The 15,251-nt window shown below is 69.0% G+C and carries 19 protein-coding genes; 8 read left to right on the top strand and 11 right to left on the bottom strand.

The annotated features are described in order from the left end of the window. From cysN to VF106_RS26950, 8 genes are all read right to left on the bottom strand, one after another. Positions 1-611 (bottom strand): sulfate adenylyltransferase subunit CysN (gene cysN / locus VF106_RS26980; protein ID WP_330842648.1); only part of this gene is annotated, 611 nt, incomplete at its 3' end. Then, entirely contained in the window at positions 611-1,528 is a 918-nt protein-coding gene (gene cysD / locus VF106_RS26975) for a sulfate adenylyltransferase subunit CysD (protein ID WP_330842647.1), read from the bottom strand. The genes cysD and cysN, both read right to left, overlap by 1 nt. After that, a complete protein-coding gene (locus VF106_RS26970) occupies positions 1,525-2,223 on the bottom strand; it encodes a phosphoadenylyl-sulfate reductase (RefSeq protein WP_330842646.1) in 699 nt (232 codons plus the stop codon). Before VF106_RS26970 ends, cysD begins: the two co-directional genes overlap by 4 nt. Next, complete coding sequence (locus VF106_RS26965; protein WP_330842645.1) at positions 2,220-2,381, bottom strand: Insertion element protein; 162 nt, start codon at positions 2,379-2,381, stop codon at positions 2,220-2,222. Before VF106_RS26965 ends, VF106_RS26970 begins: the two co-directional genes overlap by 4 nt. Further along, positions 2,378-4,057, bottom strand: a complete 1,680-nt coding sequence (locus VF106_RS26960) for a nitrite/sulfite reductase (RefSeq protein ID WP_330842644.1) — start codon at positions 4,055-4,057, stop codon at positions 2,378-2,380. Before VF106_RS26960 ends, VF106_RS26965 begins: the two co-directional genes overlap by 4 nt. Positions 4,058-4,170: 113 nt before the next feature. Next, positions 4,171-4,341, bottom strand: a complete 171-nt coding sequence (locus VF106_RS50995) for a putative leader peptide (protein ID WP_414639064.1) — start codon at positions 4,339-4,341, stop codon at positions 4,171-4,173. After that, entirely contained in the window at positions 4,338-5,003 is a 666-nt protein-coding gene (locus VF106_RS26955) for a response regulator (RefSeq protein ID WP_330842643.1), read from the bottom strand. The genes VF106_RS50995 and VF106_RS26955 overlap by 4 nt, the downstream gene beginning before the upstream one ends. Next, positions 5,000-6,097, bottom strand: a complete 1,098-nt coding sequence (locus VF106_RS26950) for a sensor histidine kinase (protein WP_330842642.1) — start codon at positions 6,095-6,097, stop codon at positions 5,000-5,002. Before VF106_RS26950 ends, VF106_RS26955 begins: the two co-directional genes overlap by 4 nt. A gap of 170 nt (positions 6,098-6,267) precedes the next feature. Here VF106_RS26950 and VF106_RS26945 point away from each other — a divergent pair, with 170 nt between their 5' ends. After that, on the top strand, positions 6,268-6,582 hold the full coding sequence (locus tag VF106_RS26945; protein WP_330842641.1) for a DUF6223 family protein: 315 nt from the start codon (positions 6,268-6,270) through the stop codon (positions 6,580-6,582). 5 nt (positions 6,583-6,587) lie between these two features. On the opposite strand, the gene VF106_RS50990 is transcribed toward VF106_RS26945, so the two are convergent. From VF106_RS50990 to VF106_RS26935, 3 genes are all read right to left on the bottom strand, one after another. Beyond that, positions 6,588-6,791 carry a Scr1 family TA system antitoxin-like transcriptional regulator gene (locus VF106_RS50990; RefSeq protein ID WP_414639063.1) on the bottom strand — a complete coding sequence of 68 codons (204 nt, stop codon included), beginning with the start codon at positions 6,789-6,791 and terminating at the stop codon, positions 6,588-6,590. A 262-nt stretch (positions 6,792-7,053) separates the two neighbouring features. Then, on the bottom strand, positions 7,054-8,898 hold the full coding sequence (gene ilvD, locus VF106_RS26940; protein WP_330842640.1) for a dihydroxy-acid dehydratase: 1,845 nt from the start codon (positions 8,896-8,898) through the stop codon (positions 7,054-7,056). Positions 8,899-8,912: 14 nt separating this feature from the next. Further along, a complete protein-coding gene (locus VF106_RS26935) occupies positions 8,913-9,335 on the bottom strand; it encodes a PH domain-containing protein (RefSeq protein ID WP_330842639.1) in 423 nt (140 codons plus the stop codon). 283 nt (positions 9,336-9,618) lie between these two features. On the opposite strand from VF106_RS26935, the gene VF106_RS26930 reads away from it, so the two are divergent. The 7 genes from VF106_RS26930 to pspM (VF106_RS26900) all read left to right on the top strand — a co-directional run bounded on the left by VF106_RS26930 (position 9,619) and on the right by pspM (VF106_RS26900) (position 15,224). Next, positions 9,619-11,457, top strand: coding sequence for an acetolactate synthase large subunit (locus VF106_RS26930; protein WP_330842638.1), 1,839 nt, complete (start codon positions 9,619-9,621; stop codon positions 11,455-11,457). Positions 11,458-11,466: 9 nt separating this feature from the next. Beyond that, positions 11,467-11,973, top strand: coding sequence for an acetolactate synthase small subunit (gene ilvN, locus VF106_RS26925; RefSeq protein WP_330842637.1), 507 nt, complete (start codon positions 11,467-11,469; stop codon positions 11,971-11,973). Positions 11,974-12,013: 40 nt separating this feature from the next. Further along, entirely contained in the window at positions 12,014-13,027 is a 1,014-nt protein-coding gene (ilvC, locus tag VF106_RS26920; RefSeq protein ID WP_330842636.1) for a ketol-acid reductoisomerase, read from the top strand. Positions 13,028-13,097: 70 nt separating this feature from the next. Further along, on the top strand, positions 13,098-13,394 hold the full coding sequence (locus VF106_RS26915) for a DUF397 domain-containing protein (RefSeq protein WP_330842635.1): 297 nt from the start codon (positions 13,098-13,100) through the stop codon (positions 13,392-13,394). A gap of 51 nt (positions 13,395-13,445) precedes the next feature. Then, positions 13,446-14,198, top strand: coding sequence for a phage shock envelope stress response protein PspM (gene pspM, locus VF106_RS26910; RefSeq protein WP_414639062.1), 753 nt, complete (start codon positions 13,446-13,448; stop codon positions 14,196-14,198). Between the two features lie 54 nt (positions 14,199-14,252). Next, on the top strand, positions 14,253-14,483 hold the full coding sequence (locus tag VF106_RS26905; RefSeq protein ID WP_330842633.1) for a hypothetical protein: 231 nt from the start codon (positions 14,253-14,255) through the stop codon (positions 14,481-14,483). A gap of 15 nt (positions 14,484-14,498) precedes the next feature. Next, entirely contained in the window at positions 14,499-15,224 is a 726-nt protein-coding gene (pspM, locus tag VF106_RS26900; RefSeq protein WP_330842632.1) for a phage shock envelope stress response protein PspM, read from the top strand. Positions 15,225-15,251: the final 27 nt, after the last annotated feature.

Genomic DNA, 15,251 nt, shown 5'->3' with positions numbered 1-15,251 from the left:
TGCAGGAGGGAAGTGCCGTCGTACCAGGACATGTTGGCGGAGCGATCGACGACGTTGTCGCCGTGCAGCGCCGACATCGGGATGAACGTGAGGTCGCTGATGTCGAGCTTGGTGGCGAACTGCTTGAACTCCTCCTTGATGCGCTCGAAGACGGCCTGGTCGTAGTCGACGAGGTCCATCTTGTTGATGCACACGACGATGTGCGGGACCCGGAGCAACGACGCGAGGAACGCGTGGCGACGTGACTGCTCGACGATGCCGTTGCGGGCGTCGACGAGCACCAGCGCGAGGTCGGCGGTCGACGCGCCGGTGACCATGTTGCGCGTGTACTGCACGTGACCCGGGGTGTCGGCGATGATGAACTTCCGCTTGGGCGTGGCGAAGTACCGGTAGGCGACGTCGATCGTGATGCCCTGCTCCCGTTCGGAGCGCAGGCCGTCGACGAGCAACGACAGGTCTGGAGTGGACAGTCCCTTGTCGACGCTGGCGCGGTGCACCGCGTCGAGCTGGTCGGCCAGCACGGACTTCGTGTCGTACAGGAGCCTGCCCACGAGCGTGGACTTCCCGTCGTCGACGCTCCCCGCGGTGGCGAGACGAAGAAGATCGCTCATCAGAAGTACCCTTCCCGCTTGCGATCCTCCATGGCCGCCTCGGACAGACGGTCGTCCGCGCGGGTCGCGCCGCGCTCCGTGAGCCGGCTCGCGGCGACCTCGGCGATCACCTCGTCGAGCGTCGTTGCGGTGGACTCGACGGCGCCGGTACAGGAGCCGTCACCGACCGTGCGGTACCGGATCGTCTTGCGTACCAACGCCTCCCCGTCACGCGGGCCGCCCCACGGGCCCTCGGCGAGCCACATGCCGTCCCGCAGGTAGACCTCGCGCTCGTGCGCGTAGTAGATCTGCGGCAGCTCGATCGCCTCGCGGGCGATGTAACGCCAGACGTCCAGCTCGGTCCAGTTCGACAGCGGGAACACACGCACGTGCTCACCAGGCCGGTGCTTGCCGTTGTACAGGTTCCACAGCTCGGGCCGTTGCCTGCGCGGCTCCCACTGCCCGAACGCGTTGCGCAGGCTGAAGATCCGCTCCTTCGCCCTGGCCCGCTCCTCGTCCCGGCGGCCACCGCCGAACACCGCGTCGAACTTGTTCTCGGTGATGCTGTCCAGCAGCGGCACGGTCTGCAGCGGGTTGCGGGTGCCGTCCGGACGCTCGGCGAGCCGGCCGTCGTCGATCCAGTCCTGGACCTTCGCGACCACGAGCCGCAGCCCGTACCGCTCGACGACCCGGTCCCGGAACTCGATCACCTCGTCGAAGTTGTGCCCGGTGTCCACGTGCAGCAACGGGAACGGCACCGGCGCCGGCCAGAACGCCTTGACCGCGAGGTGCAGCAGGACCGTGGAGTCCTTCCCGCCGGAGAACAGGATCACCGGCCGGTCGAACTCGCCTGCCACCTCCCGCATGATGTGGATCGCCTCGGACTCCAGGCGCCCCAACGAGTCCAGGGTGGGTGTTGTCGCAACTGTCGCGGTCATCCGTGCAGCCCACATTCGGTCTTGGCGAGCCCCGCCCAGCGACCGCTGCGGGCGTCCTGGCCCGGCAACGGCTTCGCGGTGCACGGGGCGCATCCGATCGACAGATATCCCTCACTCACCAACGGGTTCTCCAGGATCCCGTTGCGGTCGATGTAGTCGCGGAACTCCTCGTCCGTCCACGGCGCGATCGGGTTGACCTTCACGAGGCCGTTGCGCTCGTCCCACTGGACGATCGGGGTGTTCGCGCGGGTCGGCGCGTCGACTCGGCGGACACCGGTGACCCAGGCAGCGTAGTTCGCCAAGGTCTTCTGCAACGGCACCACTTTGCGCAGGAAGCAACACTTCGTCGGGTCGGTCTTGTTCAGCAGCCCGAACTCCGCCTCCTGGTCGGCCACCGACTGCTCGGCCTGTGCGTTGACGATCCGGATCCCCGGGTAGGTGACCTCGACCGCGTCCCGCGTGCCGATGGTCTCGGCGAAGTGGTAGCCGGTCTCCAGGAACAGCACGTCGACGTCCGGCTTCGCCTTGACCGCCAGGTCGATCAGCACCGCGTCCTGCATGTTGGAGGCGACGATGAAGTTGTCGCCGAACGTCTTGGCCGTCCACTCCAGGACTTCCGCCGCGGTCGCGTCGGCCAGTTCCGTCGCTGCTTCCTCCGCGAGACGCCTGAGATCGTCCTTGGTCGCGGTGGTCACTTGGTCACCTCTTCCTTCGCAAGGTTCAGACCCACGAACTTGACGCTGAACACCCGGCGGCACCCGGTACACAGCCATGCGGCGTGCGGTTCCTCCTGCGGGCGAAGGTCCTCGTCGCCGCAGTAAGGGCAGTAGAAGGGGGTAGCGCGCTCGCTCACTTGAGGTCGTCCTCACTCGCGCGGGCCACCCACTGCGCGAACCGCTCGTCCGGCTCGCGGTCGGCCACGTACTTGCGCACGACCCGCTCCACGTAGTCCGGCAGCTCGTCCGCGGTCACCTTGTGGCCACGGAGCTTTCGGCCGAACCCGGCGTCGAGGCCGAGCCCGCCGCCGAGGTGGACCTGGAAGCCCTCGACCTGGTTGCCGTCGTTGTCGGTGACGATCTGGCCCTTCAGCCCGATGTCCGCGGTCTGGATACGGGCACAGGAGTTGGGGCAGCCGTTGATGTGCACGCTGATCGGCGCGGTCACGTCATTGGTGATGTCCTTGAGCCGGTCTTCCAGCGTCGCCACCAGGTTCGCCGCGCGGGCCTTGGTCTCGACGATCGCGAGCTTGCAGAACTCGATGCCGGTGCAGGCCATCACGCCGCGCCGCCACGGCGACGGGTCGGTCTGCAGACCCAGCCCGGCAAGCGCCGTGCGTAGCTTGTCCACTTCGGAGGGCGGCACGTCCAGCACGATCAGCTTCTGCTGCGGGGTGAACCGGACCCGGCGCGAACCGACCTTCTCGGCGGCGTCCGCGACCGCGACCAGCGTGGTGCCCGACACCCGGCCCGCGATGGGCGCGGCGCCGACGTAGAAGTTGCCGTCCTTCTGCTGGTACACACCGACGTGGTCACGCGGCTGCTCCGGCACGCTCGGCGCCGGCCCGTCGACGAGCTTGCGCTTGAGGTACTCGGTCTCCAGGACCTCGCGGAACTTCTCGGCGCCCCAGTCCTTGACGAGGAACTTGATGCGGGCGCGGTGACGCAGGCGGCGGTAGCCGTAGTCGCGGAAGATGCTGATCACGCCGGCCCACACGTCGGGCACCTCGTCGAGCGGCACCCATGTGCCGAGCCGCTGGCCGATCATGGGGTTGGTGGACAGGCCGCCGCCGACCCACAGGTCGAAACCGGGGCCGTGCTCGGGGTGCTCGACGCCGACGAACGCGATGTCGTGGACCTCGTGCGCCACGTCCGGCAGGCCGGAGATCGCCGACTTGAACTTGCGAGGAAGGTTCGAGAACTCCTTCTCGCCGATGTAGCGCCGCTTGATCTCGTCGATGGCGGGCGTGCCGTCGATGATCTCGTCCTCCGCGATGCCCGCGACGGGTGAGCCGAGGATCACACGGGGGCTGTCGCCGCACGCCTCCATGGTGGTGAGACCGGCCGACTCCAGCTTCTCCCAGATCGTGGGCATGTCCTCGATCCGGATCCAGTGGTACTGGATGTTCTGCCGGTCCGTGATGTCCGCGGTGTCCCGTGCGTACTGTTCGGACAGTTCGCCGATGACGCGCAGCTGGTCGGTCGTGACCGCGCCGCCGTCGATGCGCACGCGCAGCATGAAGTAGCTGTCGTCCAGCTCCTCCGGCTCCAACGTGGCCGTGCGGCCGCCGTCGATGCCGGGCTTGCGCTGGGTGTAGAGGCCGTACCAGCGGAACCGTCCGCGCAGGTCACCCGGGTCGATACCGTCGAACCCGGTGTGCGCGTAGATGTTCTCGATACGGTCGCGGACGTTGAGCGGGTTGTCGTCCTTCTTGCTGCGCTCGTTCGGGTTGAGCGGCTCGCGGTACCCGAGCGCCCACTGGCCCTCACCGCGGCGGCGGTGCGCTCGCTTGGGCGTGGTGGGAGTTGACACCCGTCAGTCCTCCGGGACGTTCAGGGCACTCGCGCGCGCCGGAAAACCCTCGGGAACTTCGGGGTTGAGCCGACGCACCCGGGCGCCGACCTGATCAATACGGCGACGACGGGTTACGTGACCCGACGGCACATCGCGCTGGAGACACGAACGAAATCCACGTGGCGGCGGGCCACCAGCAGGATCTCGATCGCACTCAACACGTTTTCCAGCGTGCCATGCGCCCACGGTGTGGTCCAATGCCATCCGCATCGTGAGACGCGGTGACGCTGGTCATAGATCATCGCTGGTCAACGACCCAGCCGGGGACGGTCAGGCCGGACTCGTACGCGAGGACCACCAACTGCGCCCGGTCCCGAACGGCGACCTTGGTCATGATCCGGCTGACGTGTGTCTTCGCGGTGGCCGGGCTCAGCACCAGCCGCGCGGCGATCTCGTCGTTGGACAGGCCGGCGGCGACCAGCGTCATCACCTCACGTTCCCGATCGGTGAGCGCGTTCAGCCTCGGCCCCGGGTCCGGGTGGGTGGTCCTGGCGGCGAACTCGGCGATCAACCGGCGGGTGATCGCCGGCGCGATCAGGGCGTCGCCGCGGGCCACCACCCGCACCCCGTGGATCAGCTCCGCCGGCTCGGTGTCCTTGACCAGGAAGCCGCTGGCGCCGGCCCGCAGCGCGCCGTAGACGTATTCGTCCAGGTCGAACGTGGTCAGGATGATCACGCGGACGTCGGAGCTCGCCGTGATCTCCCGGGTGGCCGCGAGCCCGTCCAGCCCGGGCATCCGGATGTCCATGAGAACGACGTCCGGCCGCAGCCGACGCGCGAGCCGCACCGCCTCGGCACCGTCGGCGGCCTCGCCGACCACCTCGATGCCGTCCTCACCGTCCAGGATGGACCGGAAGCCGGCGCGCACCAGGGTCTGGTCGTCGGCGAGCAGCAGCCGGATCATGCCGGCACCTGGTGGCCGGGCCGCAGCGGCAGGCGAGCGCACACCCGGAAGCCGCCGTCCGCCCTCGGGCCCGCGGTCAGCGAACCGCCCAGCGCCCTGGCCCGCTCACCCATGCCGAGGATCCCGTTGCCCGGTGTGCCGGTGCCGCCTGTCCCGTCGTCTTCGACCTCCACCAGCACGTCCTCGCGGTCGGGCCGGACCCGGACCACCGCGGTGGTCGCGTCCGCGTGCCGGGTCACGTTGGTGAGTGCCTCCTGGACGATCCGGTACGCCGCCAGATCGACCTCCGGCGGCAGCGGCCCGGTCTCGGCGAGTTCGGTGCGAATCGCCAACCCGGACCGCCCGGCCGTGGTGACCAGCTCGTCGAGGCGGTTCAGGCTCGGCGCGTCGCCGTCGTGCCGCAGCGTGTTCAGCGCCGTGCGCAACTCACGCAGCGTCTCCTTGCTGGTCTGCTTGATCGCGGTGAGCGCCTGCTCGGACCGGGTGGGGTCCGGGCGGTGCAGTGCGGCGCTGGCCTGCACGTTGATCAGCGAGAGGTGGTGGCCGAGCACGTCGTGCAGCTCGCGGGCGATGCGCAACCGCTCCTCGGTGGCCCGTCGCCGGGCCTCCTCCGCCATCCGCTGCTCGGCGGCGACCGTCCTGGCCTGTGCCTCGGCGAGGTAGGCCCGGCGGTTACGGGTCACCCCGACGATGACGGCGACGAGCCAGCCGGCGTGCAGCAGCGTCGCCCCGTTCCCCGGCTGGTTGTCACTGTCCGCGACGGCGAAGGCGACCACGGAGGCGACCCCGAGCCCGATCGCCACCGCGAGGTGCCCCTCGTCGACGACGGTGTAGAGCGCCACGACGAACACCAACATGATCGGCCCTGGCTGGTGCAGCAACACCCCGTACCCGCCGGCGGCCACCAGCGCCACCACACCCACCGCCACCGGATGACGGCGCCGGGCGAACAGCGCACCGGACGAGGCCAGCACGGCCAGCAGCGCGGTCCAGTCAGCTGCGGTGTCGATACCGCGCGACTGCACCACGAGCCCACCGAGGGCGACCAGACCGACGGCGATCGCCAGGGCCGAGTCCGCCCGCCACCTAGCCATGCGAAGGAGCCTAACTTTCCACGGGTGCCATGGGGAGCAACCGCGGTGGTATCCCGTCCCGCCTCCGTACAACCAGAGTGGTACGTCGATCGGCAACTCCGGCACGACGACCCGTGACCAGTCCCGTTCATACGCTGCGGCCAGTAATCGGTGAAAGGAAGGGGTCTTCGATGTACGAGCTTGCGGCCGCCAGTGTCTACACCATGAGCGCGGGGCGAATCGGGTCCATCGTGGGCGGTCTTTTGGGACTGGCCGGCGTGGTCGTCGGTTGGCTGGCGATCCGCTCCACCCGTCGTGGCAGGGCAGTTCTTGCCGTGGCGTTGGGGTTGGTCGGGATGGCCGTCGGCGGGGTGGTCGTCGCCACGTCCGACAGCGGCATCGGCACGGGCAACGGACGAGGCGGGGCCTACGTGGCCCTGCTGGTGGGGCTGGTCGCCGTCGTGCTCGGCGGGCTGGCGCTGGCCCGTGTCCGGCGCACCGCCTGATCAGCTCAACGTGCTCCGGATGGCGGCCGCGAGCAGGACAGCCTTGCCGACGACGAGGTGGCCGCCAGCCGGGTTTCTTGCTGTCCCGGATCGCGACGCGCCCGCCGGAGAGGGTGGCGCCGCTCGCCGTGGTCGGGCCGCACACGTGGGGTCTCGGCGGTGATCGCGGTGGCGTAGTCGGCGGTCTGCAACTGGCCCGGCACGATCATGGCAGAGCCTGAGCAGGGTGGCGATGTCGTCCGGAGCCTGTTGCTGGAAGCCGGTTTTCAGGTGCCCGGCCTTCGCTCGCGACATGCCGGTGTGCTCGGCCACCTCGCACCCTGTTGACCTCAGGCGGTTTCGGGCGCTTCGCGCCCCGAAACCGCGCAGCGAGTCCACCAGGCCGCGTCCCGAGCCACCAAGACCATCGGTGGATCTGGGTTCAACGACATGAACGCGTCTTTCACGACACCGCCCGCGGCGTGGCGGGCTTCAGCGGGTGACGTCGCGGACGGCGCCCTGGGAGGCGTCCGTGGTCAGGCGGGCGTAGGCGCGTAGGGCGGCCGTGACCGGACGCTGACGGTCCTTCGGCTGCCACGGGTGTTCGCTCGACTCCATTTTCGCCCGTCGGTCGGCGAGGATCTCGTCCGGGACGAGCAGTTCCAGGCGTCGTTCGTGCACGTCGATGAGGATGCGGTCGCCGTTCTCGACGAGGCCGATCGTGCCGGCGCCCGCGGCCTCCGGGGAGATGTGGCCGACCGAGAGGCCGGACGAGCCGCCGGAGAAGCGACCGTCGGTGATCAACGCGCATTTCTTGCCGAGGCCGGCGCCCTTCAGGAACGCCGTCGGGTGCAGCATCTCCTGCATGCCGGGACCACCGGCGGGACCCTCGTAGCGCACGACCAGGACCTCGCCTGGCCGAATCTCCTTGTTCAGGATCACCGAGACGGCCTGCTCCTGGCTCTCGACGACGCGGGCCGGGCCCTCGAAGTGGAACAGCTCCTCGTCGATGCCCGCCGCCTTGATCACCGCGCCGTTCTCGGCCAGGTTGCCGTGCAGAACAGCCAGGCCGCCGTCGGCGGTGTAGGCGTGCTCGACGTCGTGGATGCAGCCGCCCGCCGCGTCCGTGTCCAGTGTGGACCAGCGGTTCGACGTGGAGAACGCCTGTGTCGTCCGCACTCCGCCCGGTGCGGCGTGGAACAGTTCGACGGCCTCTTCGGACGGCGACTCTGCTCGGATGTCCCATTCGGACAGCCACGCCGCCAGGGACGGCGAGTGGATCGTGTGGACGGTCTCGGTCAGTTTGCCGCCCCGCCACAGCTCGCCGAGGATCGCGGGGATGCCGCCGGCCCGGTGCACGTCCTCCATGTGGTAGTCCGAGTTCGGCGACACCTTCGACAGGCACGGCACGCGCCTGCTGATCTCGTCGATGTCGGCGAGTGTGAAGTCCACCTCACCCTCCCGGGCAGCCGCGAGGATGTGCAGCACGGTGTTGGTGGACCCGCCCATGGCCATGTCCAGCGCCATCGCGTTGACGAACGCGTCCCGCGTGGCGATCGACCTCGGCAGCACCGACTCGTCGTCCGACCCGTAGTAGCGCTTGGCCAGCGCCATCACGGTCGTCCCGGCACGTTCGAACAGCGCGCGGCGCGCGGCGTGGGTGGCCAGCGTCGAGCCGTTGCCCGGCAGCGCGAGCCCGAGCGCCTCGGTGAGGCAGTTCATCGAGTTGGCCGTGAACATGCCGGAGCACGATCCGCAGGTCGGGCACGCGGACCGTTCGACCGCGGACAGCCCGAGGTCGTCGACCTTGTCGTTCGCCGACGCCGCGATGGCGGTGATCAGGTCGGAGGACGGGTGCGCGACGCCGTCGACCACGACCGCCTTGCCGGCCTCCATCGGCCCACCGGACACGAACACGGTGGGGATGTTGAGCCGCATGGCCGCGTTGAGCATGCCGGGCGTGATCTTGTCGCAGTTGGAGATGCACACGAGCGCGTCGGCGGCGTGCGCGTTGACCATGTACTCGACGCTGTCGGCGATGATCTCCCGCGACGGCAGCGAGTACAGCATCCCGCCGTGCCCCATGGCGATCCCGTCGTCGACCGCGATCGTGTGGAACTCCCGTGCGGTCCCGCCTGCCTCGCGGATCGCGCCGGCCACGATGTCACCGAGGTCGCGCAGGTGCACGTGGCCAGGCACGAACTGGGTGTAGGAGTTCGCGATGGCCACGATCGGCTTGCCGAAGTCACTGTCGGTCATGCCGGTGGCACGCCACAGCGCACGGGCGCCTGCCGCGTTGCGACCATGGGTGGTGACACGGGAACGGAGCTCAGGCACGGCTCCTCCAACTTCTATTCAGCGTCTTCTTCCCGAGGCTGCTCCGCAGGGGCCTCGGTCGGGTCGTCCAGCCGGCCGCCGCTGATGAGCGAAAGCGCCGGGAGGTGACGGGTGCGCACGGTCGGCAGGGGGAGTTCCTTCCCGTCCTCGACCACGGCGCGTACCCAGGACCGTTCGGACACCCGGAACGCGCGCACGTCCGACCACGGCAGGACGTGCCGGGAGAACAGGGTCCTGGTCACCAGCTTCTCGCGGTCGGCGGTGGTCCGCACCCGGATGATCCAGGCGATGGCGACGACCGGCACCACGTAGATGACCAGCAGACCGGGCGCGGCCCACGCGAACGGTGTCGCGGTGATCGCGAACAGGAGCGCCCCCAGCACAGCGGTCGACGGGACACGGAAGACCAGGCGGGACGGCACCTGCGGGACACTCACGAATACATCGTGCCACGGAGCGCGGCGTGCGGATCGACCCCTCGGCGCTCTCAGCATGCGAGAGCGCGATCCCGCAGAGTTGACGCCCGTGCACCGAACGCACTAACGTCTGCCAACGTGCCCCAGCAGACCGGTCTCGTACTTCCCCAGCGCGTTCGACGCTGAGGAAGTCAGCTGCGTCGAACGCGCGACCCTCGTACGACCACACCGGTCGGCGGGGGTTTTTTCGTGTTCGAGGGAGTCTGAGAGCCTGGTAAGGAACCACGACAAGAGGCTGAAGCCGATGACCAGTGCGACACAGCGGCCGACCCCGGCCGCCGCAACGCCCGGGCCGCGTCCTGCGGCCCCTCGACCCAAACCAGCTCCGCCGACCGGCACGCCGGTCCGGGTGACCGGCGCGCAGTCGCTCGTCCGGTCCCTAGAGGCGGTAGGCGTCGAGGTGGTGTTCGGCATCCCGGGCGGCACGATCCTGCCCGCCTACGACCCGCTGCTGGACTCCACGAAGGTCCGGCACATCCTCGTCCGCCACGAGCAGGGCGCTGGCCACGCCGCCACCGGGTACGCCCAGGCCACCGGCAAGGTCGGCGTCTGCATGGCGACCTCGGGACCGGGCGCGACGAACCTCGTCACCCCGCTCGCCGACGCCAACATGGACTCGGTCCCGGTCGTGGCCATCACCGGCCAGCAGACCAGGGCGCTGATCGGCACCGACGCGTTCCAGGAAGCCGACATCTGCGGCATCACGCTGCCCGTCACCAAGCACAACTTCCTCATCAAGGACCCCGCGGAGATCCCGAGGGCCATCGCTGAGGCGTTCCACATCGCGAGCACCGGCCGACCCGGCCCCGTGCTCGTGGACATCCCGAAGGACGTGCTGCAGGAGACCACCTCGTTCTCCTGGCCGCCCGACATGCGGCTGCCCGGCTACAAGCCGACGACCCGGCCGCACGGCAAGCAGGTGCGCGAGGCGGCGAAGCTGATCGCACACGCCAAGCGCCCGCTGTTCTATGTCGGCGGCGGTGTCATCAAGGCGGAGGCGTCGGCCGAGCTGGCCGAGCTGGCCGAGCTCACCGGCATCCCGGTGGTCACCACGCTGATGGCCAAGGGCGCGTTCCCCGACTCGCACCGCCAGCACCTCGGCATGCCCGGCATGCACGGCTCGGTCGCCGCGGTGGCCGCCATGCAGCGGGCAGATCTGCTCATCGCGCTCGGGGCGAGGTTCGACGACCGGGTGACCGGACAGCTGTCGACGTTCGCGCCAGACGCCCAGATCGTCCACGCGGACATCGACCCGGCGGAGATCTCCAAGAACCGCCGCGCCGACGTGCCGATCGTGGGCGACTGCAAGGAGATCATCGCGGAGCTGATCACCGCGGTGCGCGCTGAGCTCGCGGACGGCAAGCAGGCCGACATCACCAAGTGGTGGCAGCAGCTCGATGAGTGGCGGGAGAAGTTCCCGCTCGGCTACGACTGGCCGACCGACGGGTCGCTGTCCCCGCAGTACGTCATCGAGCGCATCGGCCAGATCGCCGGGCCCGAGGCCATCTACACCGCGGGCGTCGGACAGCACCAGATGTGGGCGGCGCAGTTCATCAAGTACGAGAACCCGGCGACGTGGCTCAACTCGGGTGGGCTCGGCACGATGGGTTACGCGGTGCCGGCGGCCATGGGCGCCAAGTTCGGCCAGCCGGACAAGGTGGTCTGGGCCATCGACGGCGACGGCTGTTTCCAGATGACCAACCAGGAGCTCGCGACCTGCGCGATCGAGGGCGCGCCGATCAAGGTCGCCGTGATCAACAACGGCAACCTCGGCATGGTGCGGCAGTGGCAGAACCTCTTCTACTCGGAGCGGTACTCGCAGACCGACCTCGGCACGCACAAGCACCGCATCCCGGACTTCACCCTGCTCGCGGAGGCCCTCGGGTGCGCCGGGCTACGCTGTGAGTCCAAAGAGGACGTGGACCGGGTCATCCAGCGGGCCATGGAGATCAACGACCGGCCCGTGGTGATCGACTTCGTGGTCGGCAAGGACGCGCAGGTGTGGCCGATGGTCGCGGCCGGCACCGGCAACGACCAGATCATGGCGGCCCGCGGCATCCGCCCGCTGTTCGACGAGGACTGAGGCAGAAAGATGAGCACACACACTCTCTCGGTTCTGGTCGAGAACAAGCCAGGTGTCCTCGCTCGCGTCGCCGGACTGTTCTCCCGGCGTGGCTTCAACATCGAGTCGCTCGCGGTGGGCCCGACCGAGCACGCCGACATCTCCCGCATGACGATCGTCGTCGCGGTGGACGAGCTGCCACTCGAACAGGTGACGAAACAGCTCAACAAGCTCGTCAACGTCATCAAGATCGTCGAACTGGACCCCCAGGTCTCGGTGCAGCGTGAGCTGTTGCTCGTGAAGGTGCGGGCCGACGCGACCGTGCGCACGCAGGTGCTGGAAACCGTGCAGTTGTTCCGCGCCAAGGTGGTCGACGTTTCCCCCGAGGCGCTCACCGTCGAGGCGACCGGCACTGTGGACAAGCTGGAAGCGCTGCTGCGGATGCTCGAGCCGTACGGCGTGCGCGAGATGGTGCAGTCGGGCATGGTCGCCATCGGCCGGGGACCACGCTCCATCACCGCGACCGGCGTCCGTTAGCGTTTTCGAGAGTTTTCCCAGGAAGGAAGTACACAGCAGCATGGCAGTCGAGATCTTCTACGACGACGACGCGGACCTCTCGATCATCCAGAACCGGCGGGTAGCGGTCGTCGGGTACGGCAGCCAGGGGCACGCGCACGCGCTGTCCCTGCGCGACTCCGGCGTGGAGGTCCGGATCGGGCTGCCGGAGGGCTCGAAGTCGCGGGCCAAGGCCGAGGAGGAGGGCCTGACCGTCGGGACGGTCGCCGAGGTCGCCGAATGGGCCAACGTGATCATGATCCTGGCGCCGGACACCAAGCAGCGCAGCATCTACGCGGAGTCGATCGCCCCGAACCTCGCCGACGGTGACGCGCTGTTCTTCGGGCACGGCTTCAACATCCGCTACGGACTGATCACCCCGCCGTCCAATGTGGATGTGGCGATGGTCGCGCCGAAGGGCCCGGGACACCTGGTGCGCCGCCAGTTCGTCGACGGCAAGGGTGTGCCGTGTCTCATCGCGGTCGAGCAGGACGCGTCCGGCTCGGCGCAGGCGCTCGCCCTCGCCTACGCGAAGGGCATCGGCGGTTCGCGCGCCGGCGTCATCAAGACCACCTTCAAGGAGGAGACCGAGACCGACCTGTTCGGTGAGCAGGTGGTGCTGTGCGGTGGCACGACCGCACTGGTGCAGGCCGGTTTCGAGACGCTGGTGAACGCCGGGTACGCGCCGGAGGTGGCGTACTTCGAGTGCCTGCACGAGCTGAAGCTGATCGTCGACCTCATGTACGAGGGCGGCATCGCGCGGATGCGGTACTCGATCTCCGACACCGCCGAGTACGGCGACGTGACCCGCGGCCCGCGCGTGATCACCGACTCGACGCGTGAGGAGATGCGCAAGATCCTCACCGAGATCCAGGACGGCAGCTTCGCCAAGGAGTGGGTGGGCGAGGACGACGCGGGCCGCCCGAACTTCCAGAAGCTGGTGGAGCAGGGCGAGCAGCACCCGATCGAGGAGGTCGGCAAGAAGCTGCGCGGACTGATGTCCTGGGTGGACCGGCCGATCACCGAAACCGCCTGATCGAGTGACGTCGATGACCCGGTTGTCACCCATTGGGGAGGCAGCCGGGTCATCGGTTACGTTGACTGCTATGAGTGACGAACCGACCACGCGAGAGTCGGCCCCGATCTTCGACGACAAGAAGCACGTCCGGGGCAAGCTCGACCTCAAGCAGGCGGAGTGGCAGCGCGCGGCGGAGCCGGACGCGGACCCGGACGGCGAGTACGTGGAGATCGCGTTCGTCCCGCACACGGACGGCAAGACCTACATCGCGATGCGCAACTCGAAGTTCACGGGTCCGAACGACACGGTCCTGGTGTTCACCGAGTCGGAGTGGGACGCCTTCGTGGCCGGCGCCAAGGCCGGCGAGTTCGACGAGCCCTGGTAAGTACGAGAAAATTTCGTGGTGGGACCGCATTCCGTGGCCTGACAATGGGTCATGGCCCCCGACGAGCGGTCCCCGGCACGACGCGGAGATCGGTTCCGCGCCAAGCTGGCAGCACACTGGCCAGGGCTCGCCTACGTTTGGATGATCGTCTCGACATGGCTGGCCATCCCGATATCGGCCACGGCCGTGCCGGAGCTGATCTTCGGACCCGACCGTGAGAGCGCGCTCTACATGACCATCCTCGGAGCCGCGACAGCAGGGTCGGGTTGGCTCGCGATCCGTCCGTGGCAGAAACCAGAGCCGCTCCCCGGCCAGGTACCGGCCATGGACCTGACCCGGAAACCGGCCACGCCGCCCGGAATCTGGGTGGCGAAGAAGCAGCACCGGCTGCCCCGCCCCGGCTCGTCGGTGCGCCAGCCCATGCGACAGCTCAACGAGGCGGAATACGCACTGGCGGCGCTGTTGCGGCAGCTGAGCGACTCGGTGCTGGCGGGACACGTGGCCGAGGACACATGGCGTGTCGCCACCGACACGGCCGATCGGCTCCGCGTGATCGCGGCACGACTCGAGTCGGTCGAAGTCGCCGCGACACACGCCTCGCCGGCCGAGGAGACCGCGCTCGAGCAAGGGGCGGCCGAACTGCGTGAGCACCTAGACCAGGGACTCGACGCCTACCGCGGCCTGATCGCGGCCGCCGGCCATGTACTGCTCGCCGACGCGCCGACCCCGATCACGGACGAGCTCGTCGAGGCGACCGAGCGCCTCGCCGCCCTCGCCGAGGCACTGGACGAACTCGCCGACTGACCACTGCGCCAAGGCCGGGGGCCGAGTTCCTGTAGGTGCGAGAAGGATTTCGTGGTGGAAGCGGCCACGCGGCAACCCGTGCGGCAGTTCGGCGAGGTCGAGAACGCGTTGGCGGAGTCGCTGACGCGGTTGAGTGAGCTGCCGGACGGGCCGGCGGAGCAGGTGATCGAGCACACATGGCACGTCGCCACCGACACGGCCGCCGCCGGGCAGCACTCCGGTCCAGGCCACGGACGAGTCCTGGTAGGTGCGAGAAAGATTTCGTGGTGGGTTCGCATTCCGTGACCTGACAATGGATGTGTGGCCCGCCATGAAGGATCTCCCGCACGCAGGACGGCACGGTACTGGTTCGCGGTCGTCTGGGCGGTCTGGTGGGCCTTCTGGACCTTCGTGTTCCTGGCCATGGCCGTGTCCCAGTGGACCGGCTGGGACCCCGCCCGGGACTACGAGGCAGCCGGGGGCGGTGTCATCATCGCGGTCCTGACCGGCGGCCTGACGGCATCCGGCGTCATCATGGCGCGGAACAGCCGCGAGCACGTCACCCTGCCTGTCCGGTCCGCGCCACCACCACGGGTCCAGGTCGAGAGGAGCCGGCGGTTGCCCCGCCGCGGTTCCGCCGCACGGGAACCCATGCGCCGGCTCACCGAGGCGGAGACCGCACTGGCCGAGTTGTTGCGGCGACTGGGCGACTCGTCGGACGGACCCCCGGTGCCCTCGGATGTGGTCGAGGACACGTGGCGCGTCGCCACCGACACGGCGACCTCGCTGCGTGCTGTCGCCGCACGCCTCGAAGCGATCGAGCTCGTCGTCGAGCAGGCGCCGGAGTCGCGGCGGACGGAGTTCGAGGTCGGGGCCGGCGGCTTACGAAAGCGCCTTGACCAGGGCATAGACGGCTATCGCGAGCTGATCGGCGCGGTTGGTCGGGTGCTCCTCGCCAGCACCCCGAGCCTGGCCGAGGACGAGCTGGTCGAGGCGACCGAGCGCCTCTCCGGTCTCGCCGAGGCGCTGGACGAACTATCCGACTGACTACCCGTGGTCATTCTGGGTACCCCC

Origin of the sequence: Actinophytocola sp. (assembly GCF_036378875.1) — a bacterium.
In the GTDB taxonomy this organism is placed as follows: domain Bacteria; phylum Actinomycetota; class Actinomycetes; order Mycobacteriales; family Pseudonocardiaceae; genus Actinophytocola.
Note: the sequence above shows the minus strand (reverse complement) of the source record. Positions and strands in the feature narration are given on the sequence as shown.

Excerpts from the sequence above, each read along its gene's own strand:
- cysD (WP_330842647.1), bottom strand. The coding sequence starts at position 1,528 with ATGACCGCGACAGTTGCGACAACACCCACCCTGGACTCGTTGGGGCGC.
- VF106_RS50995 (WP_414639064.1), bottom strand. The coding sequence starts at position 4,341 with ATGATCTATGACCAGCGTCACCGCGTCTCACGATGCGGATGGCATTGG.
- VF106_RS26955 (WP_330842643.1), bottom strand. The coding sequence starts at position 5,003 with ATGATCCGGCTGCTGCTCGCCGACGACCAGACCCTGGTGCGCGCCGGC.
- VF106_RS26950 (WP_330842642.1), bottom strand. The coding sequence starts at position 6,097 with ATGGCTAGGTGGCGGGCGGACTCGGCCCTGGCGATCGCCGTCGGTCTG.
- VF106_RS26945 (WP_330842641.1), top strand. The coding sequence starts at position 6,268 with ATGTACGAGCTTGCGGCCGCCAGTGTCTACACCATGAGCGCGGGGCGA.
- VF106_RS50990 (WP_414639063.1), bottom strand. The coding sequence starts at position 6,791 with ATGATCGTGCCGGGCCAGTTGCAGACCGCCGACTACGCCACCGCGATC.
- VF106_RS26930 (WP_330842638.1), top strand. The coding sequence starts at position 9,619 with ATGACCAGTGCGACACAGCGGCCGACCCCGGCCGCCGCAACGCCCGGG.
- ilvN (WP_330842637.1), top strand. The coding sequence starts at position 11,467 with ATGAGCACACACACTCTCTCGGTTCTGGTCGAGAACAAGCCAGGTGTC.
- ilvC (WP_330842636.1), top strand. The coding sequence starts at position 12,014 with ATGGCAGTCGAGATCTTCTACGACGACGACGCGGACCTCTCGATCATC.
- VF106_RS26915 (WP_330842635.1), top strand. The coding sequence starts at position 13,098 with ATGAGTGACGAACCGACCACGCGAGAGTCGGCCCCGATCTTCGACGAC.
- pspM (WP_414639062.1), top strand. The coding sequence starts at position 13,446 with ATGGCCCCCGACGAGCGGTCCCCGGCACGACGCGGAGATCGGTTCCGC.